At 54.7% G+C, this 23,765-nt stretch carries 13 protein-coding genes, 1 tRNA gene and 3 rRNA genes; 14 read left to right on the top strand and 3 right to left on the bottom strand.

The window, feature by feature from the left end:
* Nucleotides 1-12 precede the first annotated feature (12 nt).
* The 8 genes from trkH (at nucleotide 13) to birA (ending at nucleotide 9,473) form a co-directional block, all read left to right on the top strand.
* Nucleotides 13-1,464 (top strand): Trk system potassium transporter TrkH, encoded by a 1,452-nt coding sequence (gene trkH, locus EoCCA6_RS10740; RefSeq protein WP_152082640.1) that lies wholly within the window; start codon nucleotides 13-15, stop codon nucleotides 1,462-1,464.
* A gap of 10 nt (nucleotides 1,465-1,474) precedes the next feature.
* A complete protein-coding gene (gene hemG, locus EoCCA6_RS10735; protein ID WP_152082639.1) occupies nucleotides 1,475-2,020 on the top strand; it encodes a menaquinone-dependent protoporphyrinogen IX dehydrogenase in 546 nt (181 codons plus the stop codon).
* A gap of 353 nt (nucleotides 2,021-2,373) precedes the next feature.
* Nucleotides 2,374-3,915, top strand: a 16S ribosomal RNA gene (locus EoCCA6_RS10730).
* 87 nt (nucleotides 3,916-4,002) lie between these two features.
* Nucleotides 4,003-4,077, top strand: a tRNA-Glu gene (locus EoCCA6_RS10725).
* A gap of 184 nt (nucleotides 4,078-4,261) precedes the next feature.
* Nucleotides 4,262-7,165 (top strand): 23S ribosomal RNA (locus tag EoCCA6_RS10720).
* A 70-nt stretch (nucleotides 7,166-7,235) separates the two neighbouring features.
* A 5S ribosomal RNA gene (gene rrf, locus EoCCA6_RS10715) occupies nucleotides 7,236-7,351 on the top strand.
* The 16S, 23S and 5S rRNA genes sit together here with 1 tRNA gene alongside, the layout of an rRNA operon.
* Nucleotides 7,352-7,485: 134 nt before the next feature.
* On the top strand, nucleotides 7,486-8,514 hold the full coding sequence (gene murB / locus EoCCA6_RS10710; protein ID WP_152082638.1) for a UDP-N-acetylmuramate dehydrogenase: 1,029 nt from the start codon (nucleotides 7,486-7,488) through the stop codon (nucleotides 8,512-8,514).
* Nucleotides 8,511-9,473: a bifunctional biotin--[acetyl-CoA-carboxylase] ligase/biotin operon repressor BirA gene (gene birA / locus EoCCA6_RS10705; protein ID WP_152082637.1), complete on the top strand. Its 963-nt coding sequence runs from the start codon at nucleotides 8,511-8,513 to the stop codon at nucleotides 9,471-9,473. The genes murB and birA overlap by 4 nt, the downstream gene beginning before the upstream one ends.
* Nucleotides 9,474-9,509: 36 nt before the next feature.
* Here birA and bcsG read toward each other — a convergent pair whose 3' ends face one another.
* The 3 genes from bcsG to bcsE are packed head-to-tail and all read right to left on the bottom strand — an operon-like array spanning nucleotide 9,510 to nucleotide 12,935.
* Nucleotides 9,510-11,189 carry a cellulose biosynthesis protein BcsG gene (gene bcsG, locus EoCCA6_RS10700; protein WP_152082636.1) on the bottom strand — a complete coding sequence of 560 codons (1,680 nt, stop codon included), beginning with the start codon at nucleotides 11,187-11,189 and terminating at the stop codon, nucleotides 9,510-9,512.
* Nucleotides 11,182-11,376 (bottom strand): cellulose biosynthesis protein BcsF, encoded by a 195-nt coding sequence (gene bcsF, locus EoCCA6_RS10695; protein WP_152082635.1) that lies wholly within the window; start codon nucleotides 11,374-11,376, stop codon nucleotides 11,182-11,184. The genes bcsG and bcsF overlap by 8 nt, the downstream gene beginning before the upstream one ends.
* Nucleotides 11,373-12,935 carry a cellulose biosynthesis c-di-GMP-binding protein BcsE gene (bcsE, locus tag EoCCA6_RS10690; protein ID WP_152082634.1) on the bottom strand — a complete coding sequence of 521 codons (1,563 nt, stop codon included), beginning with the start codon at nucleotides 12,933-12,935 and terminating at the stop codon, nucleotides 11,373-11,375. Before bcsE ends, bcsF begins: the two co-directional genes overlap by 4 nt.
* A gap of 173 nt (nucleotides 12,936-13,108) precedes the next feature.
* Between bcsE and bcsR the strand changes: the two genes are divergently transcribed.
* Genes bcsR through bcsC form a run of 6 tightly spaced genes read left to right on the top strand, consistent with a single transcriptional unit; the run spans nucleotide 13,109 to nucleotide 23,687 of the window.
* Nucleotides 13,109-13,297, top strand: a complete 189-nt coding sequence (bcsR, locus tag EoCCA6_RS10685; protein ID WP_152082633.1) for a cellulose biosynthesis protein BcsR — start codon at nucleotides 13,109-13,111, stop codon at nucleotides 13,295-13,297.
* A gap of 11 nt (nucleotides 13,298-13,308) precedes the next feature.
* Nucleotides 13,309-14,061 (top strand): cellulose biosynthesis protein BcsQ, encoded by a 753-nt coding sequence (gene bcsQ, locus EoCCA6_RS10680; protein WP_152082632.1) that lies wholly within the window; start codon nucleotides 13,309-13,311, stop codon nucleotides 14,059-14,061.
* On the top strand, nucleotides 14,058-16,673 hold the full coding sequence (bcsA, locus tag EoCCA6_RS10675; protein WP_152082631.1) for a UDP-forming cellulose synthase catalytic subunit: 2,616 nt from the start codon (nucleotides 14,058-14,060) through the stop codon (nucleotides 16,671-16,673). The genes bcsQ and bcsA overlap by 4 nt, the downstream gene beginning before the upstream one ends.
* Nucleotides 16,674-16,683: 10 nt before the next feature.
* Nucleotides 16,684-19,107, top strand: a complete 2,424-nt coding sequence (bcsB, locus tag EoCCA6_RS10670) for a cellulose biosynthesis cyclic di-GMP-binding regulatory protein BcsB (RefSeq protein ID WP_152082630.1) — start codon at nucleotides 16,684-16,686, stop codon at nucleotides 19,105-19,107.
* A 6-nt stretch (nucleotides 19,108-19,113) separates the two neighbouring features.
* Nucleotides 19,114-20,220: a cellulose synthase complex periplasmic endoglucanase BcsZ gene (gene bcsZ, locus EoCCA6_RS10665; protein WP_152084438.1), complete on the top strand. Its 1,107-nt coding sequence runs from the start codon at nucleotides 19,114-19,116 to the stop codon at nucleotides 20,218-20,220.
* The gene (gene bcsC / locus EoCCA6_RS10660) at nucleotides 20,202-23,687 is read left to right on the top strand and encodes a cellulose synthase complex outer membrane protein BcsC (protein WP_152082629.1); all 3,486 of its coding nucleotides are present in this window, start codon (nucleotides 20,202-20,204) and stop codon (nucleotides 23,685-23,687) included. The genes bcsZ and bcsC overlap by 19 nt, the downstream gene beginning before the upstream one ends.
* Nucleotides 23,688-23,765: the final 78 nt, after the last annotated feature.

Raw genomic sequence — 23,765 nt, 5'->3', positions numbered from 1 at the left:
GAAGCGGCAGAGATGCATTTTCGTGCCATTACCCGAATCGTTGGACTGCTGGTCATACTCTTTTCCGGGACGATGATTCTCCCTGGACTGGTGGCACTTATCTACCGGGACGGTGCGGGGCGCGCGTTTACCCAGACGTTTTTTGTCGCGCTGGCGATTGGCTCGCTGCTGTGGTGGCCTAACCGCAGGGAAAAGGGGGAGTTGAAATCTCGCGAAGGGTTTCTGATTGTGGTGCTGTTCTGGACGGTGCTGGGAAGCGTCGGTTCGCTGCCCTTTATCTTCTCTGAACAGCCCAATCTGAGTATTACCGATGCATTCTTTGAGTCCTTCTCTGGTTTAACCACCACCGGAGCGACAACGCTGGTGGGGCTGGATTCGCTACCGCACGCCATTCTCTTTTATCGCCAGATGCTGCAATGGTTCGGCGGGATGGGGATCATCGTCCTGGCCGTGGCTATCCTCCCTATTCTGGGCGTCGGTGGGATGCAGCTCTATCGCGCTGAAATGCCTGGCCCGCTAAAAGATAACAAGATGCGCCCGCGTATTGCTGAAACGGCGAAAACGCTGTGGCTGATCTATGTGTTGCTGACGGTGGCCTGCGCGCTGGCGCTGTGGTTTGCCGGAATGCCCGCTTTCGATGCCATCGGGCACAGCTTTGCGACTATCGCCATTGGTGGATTTTCCACGCACGATGCCAGCGTGGGCTATTTCGACAGCCCGACAATTAACACCATTATTGCTATTTTTCTGCTGATCTCCGGCTGTAACTACGGCCTGCACTTCTCTTTACTGAGCGGGCGCAGCCTGAAGGTGTACTGGCGCGATCCGGAGTTTCGCATGTTTATTGGTGTCCAGTTGACGCTGGTAGTTATCTGTACGCTGGTGCTGTGGTTCCATGATGTCTATAACTCGGCGGTAACGACGCTAAACCAGGCCTTTTTCCAGGTCGTGTCGATGGCAACTACGGCGGGCTTTACCACAGACAGCATCGCGCGCTGGCCGCTCTTCCTGCCGGTATTGCTGCTGTGCTCTGCGTTTATCGGGGGCTGTGCGGGGTCAACGGGCGGGGGCCTGAAGGTCATTCGTATTCTGCTCTTGTTCAAGCAGGGTAATCGCGAGTTGAAACGCCTGGTCCACCCGAACGCGGTATACAGCATCAAGCTGGGAAATCGAGCGCTGCCGGAACGTATCCTCGAAGCGGTGTGGGGTTTCTTCTCGGCGTATGCGCTGGTCTTTATCGTCAGTATGCTGGCCATCATCGCGACAGGTGTGGATGATTTCTCAGCATTCGCCTCCGTTGTAGCAACGCTGAATAACCTGGGGCCTGGGCTGGGGGTGGTGGCGGATAACTTTGCCAGCATGAACCCGGTCGCGAAGTGGATCTTGATTGCCAATATGCTGTTCGGGCGTCTTGAGGTCTTTACGCTACTGGTCCTGTTCACCCCAACATTCTGGCGCGAGTAAGGAGTCGTCGGTGAAAACACTTATTCTTTTCTCTACGCGAGACGGACAAACGCGTGAGATTGCCTCTTATCTGGCGTCTGAATTAAAAGAACTGGGTATTTACTCGGATGTGGTGAACCTGAATCGGGCGGAGCTGATAGCCTGGCAGGAATACGATCGCGTGGTGATTGGCGCGTCTATTCGTTATGGACATTTCCACCCCGCGCTGGATCGTTTTGTGAAGAAGCATAAGGACGTGCTCAATAAGCTGCCCAGTGCGTTCTACTCGGTCAATCTGGTTGCCCGTAAAGCAGAAAAGCGTACGCCACAAACTAACAGCTACACGCGCAAGTTTTTGCTGAACTCTCCCTGGCAGCCAAAACTTTGTGCGGTCTTTGCCGGGGCGCTGCGTTATCCGCGATATCGCTGGTATGACCGCTTTATGATCCGTCTGATTATGAAGATGACCGGCGGGGAAACGGATACACGTAAAGAAGTGGTTTATACCGACTGGTCGCAGGTGGCCAATTTTGCGCGGGAAATTGCGCATTTAACCGGCGATTCGCGGTTTAAATAAGCGTAAAGTTTGAAAAGTGAGCGAACGAAAAGTTTTTTGTATTTTGTGCTTGTCACCTCAGAATAACTCCCTATAATGCGCCTCCACTGACACGGAACAACGGCACACACGCCGCCGGGTCAGCAGGGAAAAGCGAAAACAAACGCTTGACTCTGAAGCGGGAAAGCGTAATATGCACACCCCGCGCCGCTGCGAAAGCGAAGCGGCACTGCTCTTTAACAATTTATCAGACAATCTGTGTGGGCACTCAAAGTGACATGGATTCTTAACGTCCTCGGACGAAAAATGAATACCAAGTCTCTGAGTGAACATACGTAATTCATTACGAAGTTTAATTCACGAGCATCAAACTTAAATTGAAGAGTTTGATCATGGCTCAGATTGAACGCTGGCGGCAGGCCTAACACATGCAAGTCGAGCGGCAGCGGAAAGTAGCTTGCTACTTTGCCGGCGAGCGGCGGACGGGTGAGTAATGTCTGGGAAACTGCCTGATGGAGGGGGATAACTACTGGAAACGGTAGCTAATACCGCATAACGTCGCAAGACCAAAGAGGGGGACCTTCGGGCCTCTTGCCATCAGATGTGCCCAGATGGGATTAGCTAGTAGGTGGGGTAACGGCTCACCTAGGCGACGATCCCTAGCTGGTCTGAGAGGATGACCAGCCACACTGGAACTGAGACACGGTCCAGACTCCTACGGGAGGCAGCAGTGGGGAATATTGCACAATGGGCGCAAGCCTGATGCAGCCATGCCGCGTGTATGAAGAAGGCCTTCGGGTTGTAAAGTACTTTCAGCGGGGAGGAAGGTGTTGTGGTTAATAACCACAGCAATTGACGTTACCCGCAGAAGAAGCACCGGCTAACTCCGTGCCAGCAGCCGCGGTAATACGGAGGGTGCAAGCGTTAATCGGAATTACTGGGCGTAAAGCGCACGCAGGCGGTCTGTCAAGTCGGATGTGAAATCCCCGGGCTCAACCTGGGAACTGCATTCGAAACTGGCAGGCTGGAGTCTTGTAGAGGGGGGTAGAATTCCAGGTGTAGCGGTGAAATGCGTAGAGATCTGGAGGAATACCGGTGGCGAAGGCGGCCCCCTGGACAAAGACTGACGCTCAGGTGCGAAAGCGTGGGGAGCAAACAGGATTAGATACCCTGGTAGTCCACGCCGTAAACGATGTCGACTTGGAGGTTGTGCCCTTGAGGCGTGGCTTCCGGAGCTAACGCGTTAAGTCGACCGCCTGGGGAGTACGGCCGCAAGGTTAAAACTCAAATGAATTGACGGGGGCCCGCACAAGCGGTGGAGCATGTGGTTTAATTCGATGCAACGCGAAGAACCTTACCTGGTCTTGACATCCACGGAAGTTTTCAGAGATGAGAATGTGCCTTCGGGAACCGTGAGACAGGTGCTGCATGGCTGTCGTCAGCTCGTGTTGTGAAATGTTGGGTTAAGTCCCGCAACGAGCGCAACCCTTATCCTTTGTTGCCAGCGGTTAGGCCGGGAACTCAAAGGAGACTGCCAGTGATAAACTGGAGGAAGGTGGGGATGACGTCAAGTCATCATGGCCCTTACGACCAGGGCTACACACGTGCTACAATGGCGCATACAAAGAGAAGCGACCTCGCGAGAGCAAGCGGACCTCATAAAGTGCGTCGTAGTCCGGATTGGAGTCTGCAACTCGACTCCATGAAGTCGGAATCGCTAGTAATCGTGGATCAGAATGCCACGGTGAATACGTTCCCGGGCCTTGTACACACCGCCCGTCACACCATGGGAGTGGGTTGCAAAAGAAGTAGGTAGCTTAACCTTCGGGAGGGCGCTTACCACTTTGTGATTCATGACTGGGGTGAAGTCGTAACAAGGTAACCGTAGGGGAACCTGCGGTTGGATCACCTCCTTACCTTAAAGAACCTGCCTTTGCAGTGCTCACACAGATTGTCTGATGAATGTAGAGAAGCAAGACGGCTGCGAAGTCGAGACACTCCGTGTCCCCTTCGTCTAGCGGTTAGGACTCCGCCCTTTCACGGCGGCAACAGGGGTTCGAATCCCCTAGGGGACGCCACTTGCTGGGTGTGAGTGAAAGACACAGCCAACCGATATCTCAAAACTGACTCACTGAGTTACGTTTGAGATATTTGCTCTTTAAAAATCTGGATCAAGCTGAAAATTGAAACGACACACAGTTAATGTGTGTTCGAGTCTCTCAAATTTTCGCAATCATGAAGTGAAACATCTTCGGGTTGTGAGGTTAAGCGACTAAGCGTACACGGTGGATGCCCTGGCAGTCAGAGGCGATGAAGGACGTGCTAATCTGCGAAAAGCGCCGGCGAGGTGATATGAACCTTTGACCCGGCGATGTCCGAATGGGGAAACCCGGTGCACTACGGTGCATCATCACAGCATGAATACATAGTGCTGTGAGGCGAACCGGGGGAACTGAAACATCTAAGTACCCCGAGGAAAAGAAATCAACCGAGATTCCCCCAGTAGCGGCGAGCGAACGGGGAGCAGCCCGGAGTCTGAATCAGCTTGTGTGTTAGTGGAAGCGTCTGGAAAGTCGCACGGTACAGGGTGATAGTCCCGTACACGAAAGCACATATGCTGTGAACTCGAAGAGTAGGGCGGGACACGTGGTATCCTGTCTGAATATGGGGGGACCATCCTCCAAGGCTAAATACTCCTGACTGACCGATAGTGAACCAGTACCGTGAGGGAAAGGCGAAAAGAACCCCGGCGAGGGGAGTGAAAAAGAACCTGAAACCGTGTACGTACAAGCAGTGGGAGCACCTTCGTGGTGTGACTGCGTACCTTTTGTATAATGGGTCAGCGACTTATATTCTGTAGCAAGGTTAACCGAATAGGGGAGCCGCAGGGAAACCGAGTCTTAACTGGGCGTTAAGTTGCAGGGTATAGACCCGAAACCCGGTGATCTAGCCATGGGCAGGTTGAAGGTTGGGTAACACTAACTGGAGGACCGAACCGACTAATGTTGAAAAATTAGCGGATGACCTGTGGCTGGGGGTGAAAGGCCAATCAAACCGGGAGATAGCTGGTTCTCCCCGAAAGCTATTTAGGTAGCGCCTCGTGAACTCATCTCCGGGGGTAGAGCACTGTTTCGGCTAGGGGGCCATCCCGGCTTACCAACCCGATGCAAACTGCGAATACCGGAGAATGTTATCACGGGAGACACACGGCGGGTGCTAACGTCCGTCGTGAAGAGGGAAACAACCCAGACCGCCAGCTAAGGTCCCAAAGTCATGGTTAAGTGGGAAACGATGTGGGAAGGCACAGACAGCCAGGATGTTGGCTTAGAAGCAGCCATCATTTAAAGAAAGCGTAATAGCTCACTGGTCGAGTCGGCCTGCGCGGAAGATGTAACGGGGCTAAACCATGCACCGAAGCTGCGGCAGCGACACTATGTGTTGTTGGGTAGGGGAGCGTTCTGTAAGCCGTTGAAGGTGGCCTGTGAGGGTTGCTGGAGGTATCAGAAGTGCGAATGCTGACATAAGTAACGATAAAGCGGGTGAAAAGCCCGCTCGCCGGAAGACCAAGGGTTCCTGTCCAACGTTAATCGAGGCAGGGTGAGTCGACCCCTAAGGCGAGGCCGAAAGGCGTAGTCGATGGGAAACAGGTTAATATTCCTGTACTTGGTGTTACTGCGAAGGGGGGACGGAGAAGGCTATGTCGGCCGGGCGACGGTTGTCCCGGTTTAAGCATGTAGGCGGAGGTTCCAGGTAAATCCGGTACCTTTTAACGCTGAGGTGTGATGACGAGGCACTACGGTGCTGAAGTGACAAATGCCCTGCTTCCAGGAAAAGCCTCTAAGCATCAGGTAACACGAAATCGTACCCCAAACCGACACAGGTGGTCAGGTAGAGAATACCAAGGCGCTTGAGAGAACTCGGGTGAAGGAACTAGGCAAAATGGTGCCGTAACTTCGGGAGAAGGCACGCTGATATGTAGGTGAAGCCCCTGCGGGTGGAGCTGAAATCAGTCGAAGATACCAGCTGGCTGCAACTGTTTATTAAAAACACAGCACTGTGCAAACACGAAAGTGGACGTATACGGTGTGACGCCTGCCCGGTGCCGGAAGGTTAATTGATGGGGTTAGCGGCAACGCGAAGCTCTTGATCGAAGCCCCGGTAAACGGCGGCCGTAACTATAACGGTCCTAAGGTAGCGAAATTCCTTGTCGGGTAAGTTCCGACCTGCACGAATGGCGTAATGATGGCCAGGCTGTCTCCACCCGAGACTCAGTGAAATTGAACTCGCTGTGAAGATGCAGTGTACCCGCGGCAAGACGGAAAGACCCCGTGAACCTTTACTATAGCTTGACACTGAACACTGGTCCTTGATGTGTAGGATAGGTGGGAGGCTTTGAAGCGTGGACGCCAGTCTGCGTGGAGCCGCCCTTGAAATACCACCCTTTAATGGCTGGTGTTCTAACGTGGACCCGTAATCCGGGTTGCGGACAGTGTCTGGTGGGTAGTTTGACTGGGGCGGTCTCCTCCCAAAGAGTAACGGAGGAGCACGAAGGTCAGCTAATCCTGGTCGGACATCAGGAGGTTAGTGCAATGGCATAAGCTGGCTTGACTGCGAGCGTGACGGCGCGAGCAGGTGCGAAAGCAGGTCATAGTGATCCGGTGGTTCTGAATGGAAGGGCCATCGCTCAACGGATAAAAGGTACTCCGGGGATAACAGGCTGATACCGCCCAAGAGTTCATATCGACGGCGGTGTTTGGCACCTCGATGTCGGCTCATCACATCCTGGGGCTGAAGTAGGTCCCAAGGGTATGGCTGTTCGCCATTTAAAGTGGTACGCGAGCTGGGTTTAGAACGTCGTGAGACAGTTCGGTCCCTATCTGCCGTGGGCGCTGGAGAACTGAGGGGGGCTGCTCCTAGTACGAGAGGACCGGAGTGGACGCATCACTGGTGTTCGGGTTGTCATGCCAATGGCACTGCCCGGTAGCTAAATGCGGAAGAGATAAGTGCTGAAAGCATCTAAGCACGAAACTTGCCCCGAGATGAGTTCTCCCTGAGACTTTAAGTCTCCTGAAGGAACGTTGAAGACGACGACGTTGATAGGTCGGGTGTGTAAGCGCAGCGATGCGTTGAGCTAACCGATACTAATGAACCGTGAGGCTTAACCTTACAACGCCGAAGGTGTTTTGGCGAAGAGACAGACACGATTTTCAGCCTGATACAGATTAAACAGAATTTGCCTGGCGGCTGTAGCGCGGTGGTCCCACCTGACCCCATGCCGAACTCAGAAGTGAAACGCCGTAGCGCCGATGGTAGTGTGGGGTCTCCCCATGCGAGAGTAGGGAACTGCCAGGCATCAATTAAGTGAAGAGGCCATCCGCAAGGATGGCCTTTTTGCGTTTCAGGACATTCCTCGTTTCCATAAACTAATCACCTATCCCACCGTATATACGGTAAACTATCCCGGTTTTTGCATCAGGATAGCGTCTATGAACCACTCCCTTAAGCCCTGGAATACCTTTGGTATTCAACGGAATGCTAATCAAATTGTACGTGCCGATAATGCTCAGCAGTTGCTGAACGCCTGGCAAAACGCAACAGAAAACGGTGAACCCGTACTGATTCTGGGCGAAGGAAGCAATGTCCTGTTTCTCGATGATTTTGCGGGGACCGTGATCGTCAACCGCATCATGGGAATTGATGTTAAAGAGAGCGCAGACAGCTGGCATCTGCACGTGGGAGCCGGAGAAAACTGGCACCAACTGGTGCAATACACCCTCGAAAAAGGGATGCCGGGTCTGGAAAACCTTGCGTTGATACCGGGATGCGCCGGATCGTCACCCATTCAAAATATCGGTGCCTACGGCATCGAACTGAAACACGTCTGCGAATACGTTGACTGCATTGAATTAGCGACGGGAAGCGTTCAGCGTTTAACCGCTGAGCAGTGCCGCTTCGGCTATCGCGACAGTATATTCAAACACGAATATCAGGATCGCTACGTCATTGTGGCCGTCGGCCTACGTCTGGCGAAGCAATGGAAACCGATCCTCACCTACGGTGATCTCGTCCGTCTCGATCCGGCAACTGTTACTCCACGCGAAGTGTTTGATTCCGTTTGTCATATGCGCATGACTAAACTCCCCGATCCAAAAGTGAACGGAAATGCGGGCAGTTTCTTCAAAAACCCGGTTATCAGCAGCGAAACTGCAAGCGAGCTTCTCGCAGGCTGGCCAACAGCGCCGCATTATCCACAGGCGGATGGCAGCGTTAAGCTGGCTGCGGGTTGGCTTATCGATCAATGTGAATTAAAAGGGACTACAGTGGGTGGCGCTGCGGTTCATCGCCAGCAGGCACTGGTACTGATTAACCAAAACAATGCGACCAGCGATGATGTCGTCCAGCTGGCACACCATATTCGCCAGCGTGTGGGTGAAAAATTTAACGTGTGGCTGGAGCCTGAAGTTCGCTTTATTGGCCGCACGGGTGAAGTCAATGCCGTGGAGGCAATCGCGTGAAGGACAATACTATCCCCTTAACCCTGATCGGCATTCTTTCGGATGGTGAATTCCATTCTGGCGAGCAATTGGGTGAACAATTGGGTATGAGTCGTGCCGCTATCAACAAGCATATTCAGACTCTTCGCGACTGGGGCGTGGATGTGTTCACGGTGCCAGGAAAAGGGTACAGCCTGCCAGATCCCATTCAGTTACTGAACGAAGAGACGATTCGCAGTCAGATTGGGTATGGCAATGTCGCCGTCCTGCCGGTCATTGATTCGACTAACCAGTATCTTTTGGACCGTCTGAGCGAACTGAAGTCTGGTGACGCATGCGTAGCCGAGTATCAGCAGGCTGGTCGCGGCCGTCGTGGTCGTAAGTGGTTCTCGCCGTTTGGGGCCAACCTCTATCTTTCCATGTACTGGCGTCTCGATCAGGGGCCAGCCGCAGCTGTTGGCCTGAGTCTGGTGATCGGCATTGTCATGGCCGAAGTGCTGCAGGATCTGGGAGCCGAAAAAGTACGGGTTAAATGGCCAAACGATCTGTACCTGAACGATCGTAAACTTGCGGGTATTCTCGTCGAACTTACCGGAAAAACGGGTGATGCAGCTCAGATCGTTATTGGCGCGGGACTGAATATGGTGATGCGTAATGTGCAGAACGATGTCGTGAATCAGGCCTGGACTAATTTGCAGGAAGCGGGGATCACAATTGATCGCAACACCCTTGCAGTTCGTATGATCAACGAGTTGCGCAGTTCACTGACGCTCTTTGAGCAGGAGGGGCTTGCTCCGTTCCTGTCTCGCTGGAAAAAACTGGATAACTTTATCAATCGTCCGGTGAAGCTGCTGATCGGCGATAAAGAAATTTATGGCATTTCCCGCGGCATTGATGCGCAGGGTGCATTACTTCTGGAGCAGGATGGAACCATTAAGCCCTGGGTGGGCGGTGAAATCTCACTAAGAAGCGCGGAATAAAAAAGGGAGCCAGTCTGGCTCCCTTTTTTAAATCTCTTACTGCGGATACGGCACCCAATCACCGCCGTTCAGGCGAACATAAGGTTTGTTCTGGTACTGGATCACGACTGCATTGGCGTTCTCCGATACCTCTGCCGTTTGCGGCAGGCCGCTGGTGAGCTGGTCCCAGTTGACGCTATCTTCCACAAACAGCTTGCCGTCTACCGCGCGGGCAACCAGTTCTGAAATCGCCAGATAACTGCCTGGCTGTTCAATCTCAATTGGTGCCCCCTGATGCGGAGCCTTCATGCCGAAGAACTTTATCCCGGCAGGCACGTTGGTAATGGACGGGCTTGGGATATCACGCAGGCCGGAAACCTGCATTCTGTCGCCTTTCAGCGCACCGCCGTGCTCCGGCACGACCACCACCATCACTTTACGACCGGATTTTTCCAGCTCGGTAAAGAACGCATCCAGCTCATCAAAGAACTTCTGCGCGCGCACTTTGTAGTCTGCCGTTTTGCTCACACCAGGATAATGGTTACCGTCGTGAAGCGGCAGAGTGTTATAAAACGTCGCGCTGCGCGGGTTACTGTCTTTCTCAATGGTCTGAAGCCAGCGCTGCAGTACGGCAGTATCATCGTAGACAGGAGAGCCGTCAAAGCCCAACAGCGTAACCGGCAGGCCGGTCTGGTCCATCAGCGGTGCCTGCATACCACCTTCTTCACGCACTTCTTTCAGGAAGTTACCAAACTGACCGTTATGGCCCAGCATCAGGTGCTGCGTGAAACCGAGTCGGGACAGATTATCAAACAGATAGCACTGGTTTCCCGCTGGCTGGTAGAGGTTTTTATGCGAAGGCTGACCACAGCTCGCACGCAGCAGGCGAATCGCTGCCGGGCCGCTGTACGAGGTGGCCGAGTTAAAATCTTTAAACTGAATATCGAAGTGCGCCCACAGTGGGTGCGACATTAAACCAGCCGCCTCCACGTCCGCCCAGGAGAGGGAGCAGATGTTAATGACCAGCAGCTCAAACGGTTGGGCATCGGCAGGCAACGCGTCCGGGAATTTGGTCTGACGCTTTTCTTCCGCAGTGTAGAAGCTGGAGAGCCACGCATTCAGATTCGTTGAGGTCGGCGGTGCGGTTTGCGTTGGGATATCTCCCACAACAGGCGTATCACCCGCAGTCGCAACGGTTGCGGCGGCAGATCCTCCCGTGGTGGTGACCGTTGTGGTCGGTTGACCGGCAGGCCACAATGAGAAGCTCGGGCCAGCCAGCGTCAGCACATTCAGCCAGACCATAATAGCGACGACAAACACCGTGATGCGAATCCACTGAGACAGGAAGAGCCAGGCTACCAACAGCACAAATACCGCGCCAATCATCTGCCAGTTAATAAAACGCTCAACTAAATCAAGAATATAATCGCTACTGAAGCCCGCGACCTGCGAACCCTGGCTCATGATGCTTTCCGGGCCAGGCAGCCAGGTGTCATGCCAGAATAAGGCAAAGCCAACCGGAATCGCGATCCAGTGGCGTAAACGGTGCAGTTTGATGTTTGGAACAGGCATCAGCAGGAATGCCATAAACACCAGATTGAGGAGCGGGTGGAAATTAAGGTAGCCCGCCCACAGCAGACCAAACTTCACCAGAAAGTAGAAGTTCCAGCCGGAAAGGCCGCGCCAGTATTGCCAGAGCGGCGATGGTGCCGAAGTGGTAAAGGTAGAATTAGTCATGTTTTCGGTTTGCCTTGACGTTCGGATCGCGTGTCAGTGTTCCGGCTGGTTTAATGTAGCGAGGTTTTACAAACAGCACTCTTGCCGTATCGCGGATACGACGCAGTGAATGGCGAGCATAGTAGCCGAGCGGGAAAAAAATCAGCGCGCAAAGTACCACCAGTTGAATAATATCGCTGATATTCATAATGATGCGCCCTCCTGTTGCTCTGATAATAAGCGCAGTGGCTCGGGAACCCGACGCCAGACATGCCCGTCGTGCTTCGCATTGAGGATGGGGTTGAAATCACTCGTCATGGGTAACGGTTTCGCCCACTGCTCTGGTGCCAGCGTGCGCATCTGAACCAGTTCTGCGCTAATCAGACTATCTTCGAACCAAATCATGCGGTTAGAGAAGATATCTCCGGTAGGGAGGGGGAAGATATGGTTGAGGGCGGTATCAAGATCGTTCACCCGGCAGAAGGATAAAAACAGCACCAGCCGGTTATCGCCAATCGTCATAATGTCTCCGGTACGATTCGGGCGACATAATGTAAGCGCCTGCTCAACGCGGATACCCGGCACCGGACGCAGGGCGACCATGACGCCTTTTCCGTCTGCGGGCAGCAGTGTATTGCTCATCATATTGCTGACCGCATCGCAAAAGGTGTCCCATTTTTGATAGCCACGCAGTTTCATCGGCTGCGTCATTGAGAGCAGGGTGCTGATCTCTTCCGGAACATGACGATTAAACAGCTGCCCCTGGATGCTTTCGATAAGCGTCAGGCAGCGCGACAGCGGCGCGTTCCACGGTATAACCATATTTGCCCCGCAGCCCAGCAGCAGACGCTCGTCTGTCGCACGCAGGCTGGTATTGTTTTCACGCACCACAATTTTCAAGGCGCTACCGCGCTGGCGGCGTAACGTGTGAATTTGTCTCGCCAGCGTTTCGATTTGGTTATTTTGCATTAGAGAGAAAACAATGGTCGCCGCCTGTGTTGTACGGGCTTCATTAAATAAGGCTTCATTAGTTTCATACAGTGACCAGTTTTCAGAAAGCGCAGGCGCACCTTCTAATACCGCCATATGGCTGAGAATACGCTTTTCATCGCTGCGTGGCTGAACTACCGTTTCTTCCTGTCGGGCGACATGCCATTCGCCTTCGATATGTTTGAGAGTGAGTTGCTGTCGCGCACTGACTCCTTTTTCATTGCACCAGAACGCAATATCGTAAAGATAACTGTCAGTCTGGTCATGGATACTTGCCAGGCCGAAAAGAGAGCGATATTCACCCATTAACAGTGAGAAATGCTTGTCATTATTACTGCCAGGGTTAACGATCAAAAGCGTGAGATTTTGATTCCTTGCCCATTTATTGATCCTTCCTAACCAGTGCAGCAGTTTTTCGGCAGGGATATTTTGTAAGGCGTTATTTGCGCATTTAAAAATCAGTAAATAGTGATCCGGATCAATTGAGCACTGAATATCGCGGGGCAAAAAGTATAGACTATCTGTTTCCGCTGGCATGGAAAACAATCGTACCGTCTTTGGCCCCCGATCATTTTCAAGTCTGATGATTTTCTTCGGCGCTTCGCCCATTGTAATGACGGCCACGCGGGAATCCTTATCCTGCGCGGCGATCGTCTGGTTAACCAGACTGATGGCATCTTCATTGCGATCCGTATTAATCCACCAGACTCCTCCGACTGGCATGTGGCGCAATTCGTCCCATAATGACTGGATGCCAATAGAAAATATGGAGTCCACGGTGTCCCTCTTTTCGTCGAATTTAGCTGTATCTCAGTTTACTAGCGAAAGCGTAGAAATAAACCTAACATTGAAATTAAAGAACATCAGATTTAGCATGTAAATGAAATTTCGTGGGCAGGACGCCTCGCTACATCTGAGCGTGTGATTTTATTCAAAGGGATGAAATAAGAATGCATAATAACGAACCCGGACCGCCGGTCGACTCTAGCCTGGGTTACACATTCCAAAACGATTTTCTGGCGCTTAAGCAGGCTTTCTCATTGCCTGAAATAGACTATACCGATATTTCCCAGCGGGAACAGTTGGCTGCGGCTATTAAACGCTGGCCGCTATTAGCTGAATTTGCCCAACAACAATAAGGAAGCCATTGATGGCCATACTAGGATTACAGGGCGTCCGTGGTGGAGTGGGTACAACATCCATCACTGCGGCGCTGGCGTGGTCATTACAGCTATTAGGCGAATCGGTGCTGGTGATTGATGCATGCTCCGACAATTTGCTGCGCATGTCTTTTAACGTTGATTTCTCACGCTCAGAGGGATGGGCTCGCGCGCTGCTTGATGGTAAAGACTGGCAAGATGCGGGCCTGCGTTACACATCTCAACTCGATCTGCTGCCTTTTGGTCAATTGACCACTGAAGAGCGCGAGAATGCGCTTACACATCAACATGTACTTACGCAATTCGCTCATGCCCTGCAGCAGCTGAAGGAAAAAGGCCACTACCAGTGGATACTGCTGGATCTGCCGCACGGCGTGGACCCGTTCACTCGCCAGCTGATCGCCCAGTGCGACCATATCCTCTCTATCGTGAATGTGGATGCGAATTGTCATATCCGCTTGCATCAGCAGGCATTGCCCGCAAATGCCCATATTCTGATTAACGATCTCCGCATCAGCAGCCAGATCCAGGACGATCTGTATCAGATTTGGTTACAGAGCCAGCGCCGTCTGCTGCCAATCGTGATCCATCGAGATGAGGGGATGGCGGAATGTCTCGCCTCCAAACAACCGCTGGGTGAATATCGTAGCGATTCGCTGGCAGCAGAAGAGATCCTGACGCTGGCAAACTGGTGTCTGCTGCACTACGCCGGACACCCGGAGCCAGCAGGGAGCGCGGTATGAGTCGTCTGTCGACCTGGTTGCTCATTCCCCCGGTCAGTTCGCGTTTAAGCGAACGCTATCGACATTACCGGCGGCACGGTGCATCGTCGTTGAGCGCCGCATTCGGTTGCTTCTGGATGATCCTGGCCTGGATGTTCATTCCCCTCGAACACCCGCGCTGGCAGCGCATTCGTGCGCGGCACGGTGAGCTATACCCGCACATTAATCCTGACCGTCCCCGGCCTCTCGATCCCGCACGCTATGCTATTCAGGCCGTCTGGCTGGTTGTGACATCGCCCCGAATGGAAAAATCCCGGCCCCGCTGGCGCAGTTTTGATCGTGCCCAGAATTTACGCGAACGCTACCATCAGTGGCTGGACAGGTTGCCCGATCGCGTAGGCGATAAAACCGGTCATCTGGATAACCACAAAGAGCTCGGGCATCTGCATCCGGGCTTACGTCGTTTTATTCTCGGGGTGATTGTCGTCTTCTCGCTTATTCTGGCGCTGGTGTGTATTACGCAGCCCTTTAACCCGCTGGCACAGTTCATCTTCCTGATCCTGCTGTGGGGCGTGGCGCTGTTAGTACGGCGAATTCCGGGGCGTTTTTCTGCCCTGATGCTGATTGTGCTGTCGCTCACCGTCTCCTGCCGCTACATCTGGTGGCGTTACACCTCGACGCTAAACTGGGATGACCCGGTCAGCCTGGTGTGCGGTTTGATTTTGCTGTTCGCAGAAACCTATGCGTGGATCGTCCTGGTGCTGGGCTACTTCCAGGTTATCTGGCCGCTCAACCGTCAGCCGGTTCCGCTGCCAAAAGACACCACCCAGTGGCCCTCGGTCGATCTCTTTGTGCCGACCTACAACGAAGATCTGACGGTGGTGAAAAATACCATCTATGCGGCGCTGGGCATCGACTGGCCGAAGGATAAACTCAAAATCTGGATACTGGATGACGGTGGCCGCGAAGAGTTTCGTCAGTTCGCACAAAGCGTTGGCGTGGAGTATATCGCCCGTACCAGCCACGAACACGCCAAAGCAGGTAACATCAATAACGCACTGAAATATGCCACGGGAGAGTTCGTCTCCATCTTTGACTGTGACCACGTGCCGACGCGCTCGTTCCTGCAGATGACGATGGGCTGGTTCCTGAAAGAGAAACAGCTGGCAATGATGCAGACGCCGCATCACTTCTTCTCGCCGGACCCGTTTGAACGCAACCTCGGACGTTTCCGTAAAACGCCTAACGAAGGCACCCTGTTCTATGGCCTGGTGCAGGACGGGAACGACATGTGGGATGCCACCTTCTTCTGCGGCTCCTGTGCGGTTATCCGCCGTAAACCGCTGGATGAAATTGGCGGTATCGCCGTCGAAACGGTGACCGAAGATGCCCATACTTCACTGCGTTTGCACCGCCTTGGCTATACCTCGGCGTATATGCGCATTCCGCAGGCGGCGGGTCTGGCCACGGAGTCACTCTCGGCGCATATCGGCCAGCGTATTCGTTGGGCGCGCGGCATGGTACAGATTTTCCGTCTTGATAACCCGCTGTTAGGTAAAGGGCTGAAGCTGGCGCAGCGTCTGTGCTACGTCAACGCCATGTTCCACTTCTTGTCCGGTATCCCGCGGCTCATCTTCCTCACCGCGCCGCTGGCGTTCCTGCTGCTTCACGCCTATATCATCTACGCGCCCGCGCTGATGATTGCGCTGTTTGTTCTGCCGCACATGATCCACGCGAGCCTGACGAACTCGAAGATTCAGGGTAAGTATCGCCATTCGTTCTGGAGTGAAATCTACGAAACGGTGCTGGCCTGGTACATCGCGCCGCCGACGATGGTGGCGCTGATTAACCCGCACAAAGGCAAGTTCAACGTCACCGCGAAAGGTGGGCTGGTGGAAGAGGAGTATGTCGACTGGGTGATCTCCCGTCCGTACATTTTCCTGGTGCTGCTCAATATCGTTGGCGTGATCGCCGGTATCTGGCGTTACTTCTATGGCCCTGAAAACGAAATCCTGACGGTGTTCGTGAGTATGGCATGGGTGTTCTACAACCTGATTATCCTCGGCGGCGCAGTGGCGGTTTCTGTGGAGAGTAAGCAGGTTCGCCGCGCGCATCGCGTTGAAATCAGCATGCCAGCGGCGATTGCCCGTGAAGACGGCCATCTCTTCTCCTGTACCGTCCATGACTTCTCGGATGGTGGCGTCGGCATCAAGATCAACGGCCAGGCGAAGGTGCTGGAGGGGCAGAAGGTTAACCTGCTGCTCAAGCGCGGCCAGCAGGAGTATGTCTTCCCGACGCAGGTTGTGCGTGTGTCAGGTAATGAAGTGGGTCTGCAACTGATGCCGCTGACCAAAAAGCAACATATTGATTTTGTGCAGTGTACGTTTGCCCGCGCGGATACGTGGGCTCTCTGGCAGGACAGCTTCCCGGAAGATAAACCTCTGGAAAGCCTGCTGGACATTCTGAAGCTGGGGTTCCGTGGCTATCGTCACCTTGCAGAATTTGCCCCGTCGTCGGTGAAATTAATTTTCCGGTCACTTACTTCACTGGTTTCCTGGGTCGTGTCGTTCATTCCGCGTCGTCCTGAGCGAGATGAAGCGAAGCAGGCGGACCCGGTTATGGCTCAACAATGATGATAACGCGATGAAAACAAAACTTTCCTGGTTATGTGCAGTGGCAATGGGGATGAGTGCGCTTCCCCCGATGATGGCTAACGCAGCCCCTGAAAACGCGGCGGCCACGCCTGCTCCAACGGTGCCTGTCGTCGCGCAAGCGACTGACCCGGTTGTGACTGCAGCGCCGGGGCAAACGGAAAACGTTGTCCCGAATCAGCCGACGGCGGGGAATACCTTGCCACCCGACCAGCAGGTTGTCGGGCAGGTGATGCCGGGCGTACGTGGTGCCAGTGCGCCTGTCGTGGCGGAAAATATACCGTCACGGGAGGTGAAGCTCACCTTCGCCCAGATAGCGCCGCCTCCGGGCAGCATGGTGCTGCGTGGCATCAACCCTAACGGAGGGGTTGAGTTTGGTATGCGTAGCGATGAGGTGGTATCGAATGCGGTGTTGAACCTGGAATACACGCCATCACCGTCTTTGTTGCCCGTTCAGTCGCAGCTCAAGGTTTACCTCAATGATGAGCTGATGGACGTTCTGCCGGTCACCAAAGAGCAACTGGGTAAGAAAACGCAGGCTCAGGTGCCGATCAACCCGCTGTTCATCACCGACTTCAACCGCGTCCGTCTGGAGTTTGTCGGTCATTACCGTGACGTGTGTGAAAACCCGGCCAGCAGCACGCTGTGGATGGACGTCGGCCGTAACTCCTCGCTGCAGATGACTTACCAGTCGCTGGCGCTGAAAAACGATCTCTCGGCCTTCCCGGTGCCGTTCTTTGATTCGCGCGATAACCGTCCGTTAACGCTGCCTGTGGTGTTTGCAAGTGCCCCGGATGTGACTGAACAGCTGGCGGCCACCATTGTGGCGTCGTGGTTTGGTTCCCGCTCCGGCTGGCGTGGACAACGTTTCCCGGTCATGTACGACAAAATGCCGGATAAAAATACCATCGTGTTCGCCACTAATGCGAAACGTCCTTCTTTCCTGCGCGATCATCCGGACGTCAAAGCGCCGACCGTGGAAATGATCAGCCACCCGGATAACCCTTACGTCAAGCTGCTGGTGGTCTTTGGCCGTGATGAGAAGGACCTGATTCAGGCGGCAAAAGGCATTGCCCAGGGGAATATCCTTTTCCGTGGCAGTAGCGTGGTTGTGGATGAGGTGAAACCGCTGCTGGCGCGCAAACCTTACGATGCGCCGAACTGGGTACGCACCGATCGAGCCATCACCTTTGGCGAGCTGAAAACCTATGAAGAGCAGCTGCAGTCAACGGGGCTTGAGCCGTCGCCAATCAGCCTGTCGCTGAACCTGCCGCCTGATTTGTACCTGCTGCGCACTAACGGGATCGATATCAACCTCAATTACCGTTACACCGCGCCAGCGACGAAAGACAGTTCGCGCATGGATATCAGCCTGAACAACCAGTTCCTGCAATCTTTCAGCCTGACCAGCAATCAGGAGACCAACAGGCTGATGCTCCGTCTGCCCGTGCTGCAGGGGCTGCTGGACGGCAAAACCGACGTCTCTATTCCGGCGCTGAAGCTGGGCGCGATAAACCAGCTGCGCTTTGACTTCCAGTATATGAACCCGATGCCCGGCGGATCGGTGGATAACTGCATCACCTTCCAGCCGGTACAAAATCATGTGGTGATTGGCGATGAATCCACGATTGATTTCTCGAAGTATTACCACTTTATTGCGATGCCGGATCTGCGCGCGTTTGCCAATGCCAGCTTCCCGTTCAGCCGCATGGCTGACTTGTCTGACACCATCGTCGTGATGCCAAAAGCGCCAAATGAAGGTCAGGTCACAACCCTGCTGGATACGATGGGGACTGTCGGTGCGCAAACCGGTTTGCCAGCCATTAACGTCACGCTCACTGACGATGGCAGCCAGATCCAGAACAAAGATGCCGATATCATGGTCATCGGCAACATTCCGGAAAAACTGAAAGATGACAAGCGTATCGATCTGCTGGTGCAGGCTGCCCAGTCCTGGGTCAACACGCCGCTGCGTCAGACGGAGTTTCCGAGCATCATGCCGGACAGCGGCGATCGGCAGGCCAACGTTAAAACCAGCGTCAGCTCGTCTGGCCCGATGGCCGCGATTGTCGGCTTCCAGTCACCTTACAATGAACAGCGCAGCGTGATCGCGCTGCTGGCGGACAGCCCGCGTGGCTATGCGTTGTTAAACACCGCCATGAACGACAGCGGTAAGCGTGCGGCAATGTTTGGTTCGGTGTCGGTGATCCGTGAATCGGGCGTGAACAGCCTGCGCGTAGGCGATGTGTACTATGTCGGACATCTGCCGTGGTTTGAACGTCTGTGGTATGCACTGGCGAACCATCCGGTGCTGCTGGCTGTTCTGGCCGCTATCAGCGTTGTGTTGCTGGCGTGGGTGCTGTGGCGTCTGCTGCGTATCATCAGCCGTCGTCGTCTGAACCCGGATGATGAGTAAGCCGTGATGAAAGCCTTACGCTGGTGGGTATTAGCCGCGTTGATGCTGGCGGCGACGAATCTGCGCGCCGCCTGCAGCTGGCCTGCCTGGGAGCAGTTTAAACAGGGCTATATCAGCGAGGGGGGGCGCGTCATTGATCCCAGTGACGCGCGTAAAATTACCACCTCCGAAGGGCAAAGCTATGCGCTGTTCTTTGCCCTCGCCGCTAATGACCGTAAGGCGTTTGATCTGCTGCTGGCATGGACGCGCGATAATCTCGCTCAGGGCGATTTGACGCAGCGCCTGCCAGCCTGGCTATGGGGACAAAAAGACCAGGAGACCTGGGCGGTTATCGATTCTAACTCCGCGTCCGATGCCGATATCTGGATTGCCTGGTCGCTGCTGGAGGCAGGGCGCTTGTGGAAAAACCCGGACTATACCCGCACAGGTAAGGCGTTGCTTAAGCGTATTGCCAGCGAGGAAGTGGTGAAAGTGCCGGGGCTGGGGTCTATGCTGCTGCCGGGTAAAATCGGCTTTGCGGAAGAGAACGTCTGGCGTTTTAACCCGAGTTATCTCCCGCCGCAGCTAGCGAGCTATTTTACCCGCTTTGGCGCGCCCTGGACAACGCTTCGCGAAACCAACCTGCGCTTGTTACTGGAGACCGCACCGAAAGGCTTTTCCCCGAACTGGGTGCAGTACCGGAAAAACGGCGGCTGGCAGTTGAAGCCGGATGCCTCTCTGGTCGGGAGCTATGATGCTATCCGTGTTTATCTCTGGGTGGGCATGATGAATGACAACGATCCGCAAAAAGCCCGGCTACTGGCGCGTTTCCAGCCGATGGCAACGGTGACCACAAAACAGGGCGTCCCGCCGGAGAAAGTGGATGTCGCAACCGGAAAACTCACCCGTACAGGCCCGGTCGGTTTTTCTGCCTCACTGCTCCCTTTTTTACAAAATCGTGAAGCACAAGCGGTACAACGCCAGCGTGTCGCCGATCACTTTCCCGATAATAACGCCTATTACAGCTATGTTCTGACCCTCTTCGGACAGGGCTGGGATCAGCATCGTTTTCGCTTCACCACACAGGGTGAATTAATACCGGATTGGGGCCAGGAATGCGCAAGTTCACAGTAAATCTACTCACGTTATCGCTTGGCCTGGCACTGATGCCGGTGGCTCTGGCCGTGAATTCCCCGCAGCAGAGACAACTGCTTGAGCAGGTACGGCTTGGCGAATCAACGCAGCGCGAGGATTTGGTGCGGCAGTCACTCTACCGCCTTGAGCTGATCGATCCGAACAATCCTGAGGTTATTGCCGCGCGTTTCCGCTATTTGCTGCGCCAGGGCGACTCCTCGGGTGCGCAAAAAGAGCTGGATCGTCTGAAAGGGATCGCGCCAGGCTCCAGTGTGTACCAGTCCTCCCGCAATACGATGCTGCTCTCCACGCCGGAGGGTCGACAGGCATTGCAACAGGCGCGATTACTCGCCACGACAGGCCACACTCAGGAAGCGATCACCGCATACGACAAACTCTTTGACGGTAACCCGCCGGGCGGCGATCTGGCGACGGAATACTGGAACGTCGTCGCCAAAGATCCGGCTCGTCGCAATTCGGCCATTAACCAACTGAAAAAAATTAACGCCAGCGGCCCCGGCAATACTCAGCTTCAGGCGACGCTGGCACAGCTTCTGTTTCAGAGCGGCCGTCGTGATGAAGGATTTGCGGTGTTGCAGGAGATGGCCAAATCTAACAATGGCCGCAATCAGGCCTCTGATATGTGGTATCAGCAGATTAAAGACCAGCCTGCCAGCAGCGCCAGCGTCAGCGCACTGCAAAAATACCTGAGCGTATTCAGTGAAGGCGATAACGTGACGGCGGCGCGTGCCCAGCTCGACGCACAGCAAAAACAGCTTGCCGATCCGGCGTTCCGCGCCAAAGCAGAAGGGCTGGCAGCAGTCGATGCCGGGCAGGGCGGTAAAGCCGTAACGGAGCTGCAGAAAGCGGTCAGCGCCAATCATGCCGACAGTGAAGCCGTGGGAGCGCTGGGTCAGGCGTATTCACAAAAAGGCGATCGCGCCCGTGCGGTGGCGCAGTTTGAAAAAGCGATCGCCCTCGATCCGCAGAGCGATAATCGCGGTAAATGGGACAGCCTGCTGAAGGTGAACCGTTACTGGTTGCTGATCCAGCAGGGCGATAACGCGCTGAAAGCGAATAAGACCGCCCAGGCGGAACGCTATTATCAGCAGGCGCGCAATATCGATAACACCGACAGCTATGCGGTGCTGGGGCTGGGGGATGCCGCGGCAGCGCGCAAAGATAACGAAGCCGCCGAACGTTATTACCGTCAGGCGTTGCGCATGGACCGTGGCAACAGCAATGCCGTGCGCGGTCTTGCCAATATTTATCGTGCGCAGTCACCGGAGAAGGCCGCACAGTTTATTCAGTCGCTCTCCGCCAGCCAGCGCCGCAGTATTGATGATATTGAACGTAGCCTGACCAACGAGCAACTGGCTACCCAGGCAGAACAGCTGGAAAACCAGGGGAACTACGCGCAGGCGGCGGAAATTCAGCGCCGCCGCCTGGCGCTCTCGCCTGGCGATGTGTGGATCACCTACCGTCTTTCGCGCGATCTCTATAGCGCCGGGCAGCGCCGCAGCCAGGCGGATACTCTCATGCGCCAACTGGCAAGCCAGAAACCGTCTGACCCGGATCAGGTCTACGCCAGCGGCCTTTACCTCTCCGGTAACGATCAGGATCGCGCGGCACTGGCGCATCTGAACACCCTGCCACGCGATCAGTGGAACGGCAATATCCAGGAGCTGGCGGACCGTCTGCAGAGCAACCAGGTGCTGGAAACCGCCAACCGCCTGCGTGACAGCGGCAAAGAGCAGGAGGCCGAAAATTTACTTCGCCAGCAGCCTGCTTCCACGCGTATCGATTTAACACTTGCGGATTGGGCAGAGCAGCGTGGCGATCATGACGCTGCGAAAACGGCTTACACCACCGTGTTGCAGCGTGAACCGCAAAATGAAGATGCGATCCTCGGTCTGACGGAAGTCTATATTGCTCAAGGCCATAAGGATGCGGCGCGCGCAGAGCTGGCTAAATTGCCTGCTGCACAAAACGGCCAGCCGCAGTCGCTTAACATGCAGCGCCGGATTGCGATGGCGCAGGCGAGCCTGGGCGATACCGCTGCCGCAGAACAGACCTTCAGCAAAATTATTCCTCCGGCCAAATCGCAGCCCGCGTCGCTGGAAAACGCGCTCGTGTTACGTGATGCGGCACGTTTCCAGACGCAAAACGGCCAGCCTCAACAGGCGCTGGAAACCTGGAAAGATGCGATGGTCTCTTCCGGCATTACCACCACGCGTCCGGCGAATAACGACAGCTTTACCCGCCTGACGCGTAATGATGAAAAAGATGACTGGCTGAAGCGCGGCGTGCGCAGCGATGCGGGCGAACTTTACCGTCAGCAGGATCTTAACGTCACGCTGCAGCATGAATACTGGGGCTCCAGCGGCACGGGCGGGTATTCCGACCTGAAAGCACACACCACCATGTTACAGGTCGATGCGCCGCTGTCCGATGGGCGCATGTTCTTCCGTAGCGATTTGGTGAATATGGACGCCGGTTCGTTTTCCACCAATAACGGAACCTACGATCCGAAGTGGGGCACCTGCGCTGAAACGCCATGTCACGGCAGCACCAGTCAAACGGCAAATGGTGCGAGCGTGGCGGTGGGCTGGCAGAATAAAACCTGGGCGTGGGACATTGGTACGACGCCAATGGGCTTCGATGTGGTGGATGTGGTCGGCGGCGTGAGCTACAGCAGCGACCTGGGGCCAATTGGCTACACTCTGAACGCCCACCGCCGTCCAGTCTCCAGCTCTATGCTGGCGTTCGCCGGGCAGAAAGATCCCAACACCGACACCACCTGGGGCGGCGTGCGCGCAACCGGTGGTGGCGTCAGCGTGAGTTACGACAAGGGTGAAGCAAACGGCATCTGGTCAAGTCTGAATGCAGACAGCCTGACCGGGAAGAATGTGGAAGATAACTGGCGCGTCCGCTGGATGACCGGTTATTACTATAAGCTCATTAATAAAAACAACGAGCGTCTGACGGTCGGTGTCTCCAACATGCTGTGGCACTACGACAAAGATTTAAGTGCCTATACGCTGGGACAGGGTGGCTATTATAGCCCGCAGGAGTATGTCTCTTTTGCGCTGCCGGTGACCTGGCGTAAACGCACCGAAAACTGGTCATGGGAACTGGGCGGCTCTGTCTCCTGGTCGCATTCGAAAACAGACGATGTGATGCGTTATCCGCTTCAGGGGCTAATCCCTTCTGATGAGCCGGGTCGCTATAGTGACAGAGGCGAAATGGAAACCGGTAGCAGCTCCTCAGGGACGGGTTATACCGCAAGGGCGATTGTGGAGCGCCGCGTAACGTCCAACTGGTTCGTGGGTCTGGGGGTGGATATCCAGGAAGCGAAAGACTATACCCCGAGCCATGCGCTTCTTTATGTGCGCTATTCTGCTGCAGGCTGGCAAGGCGATATGGACTTGCCGCCGCAGCCGCTCATTCCGTATGCGGACTGGTGATCGGATTTTACTTAATCCATTTGTAAGTCTCTCTTAAAAGTACAGCAATCGGGTATACTCAGGCGCACCAGGTTTACA

Source organism: Enterobacter oligotrophicus (assembly GCF_009176645.1).
Lineage (GTDB): Bacteria > Pseudomonadota > Gammaproteobacteria > Enterobacterales > Enterobacteriaceae > Enterobacter > Enterobacter oligotrophicus.
The sequence above is the reverse complement of the archived record's forward strand: the minus strand, read 5'-3'. Positions and strand labels throughout refer to the sequence as shown.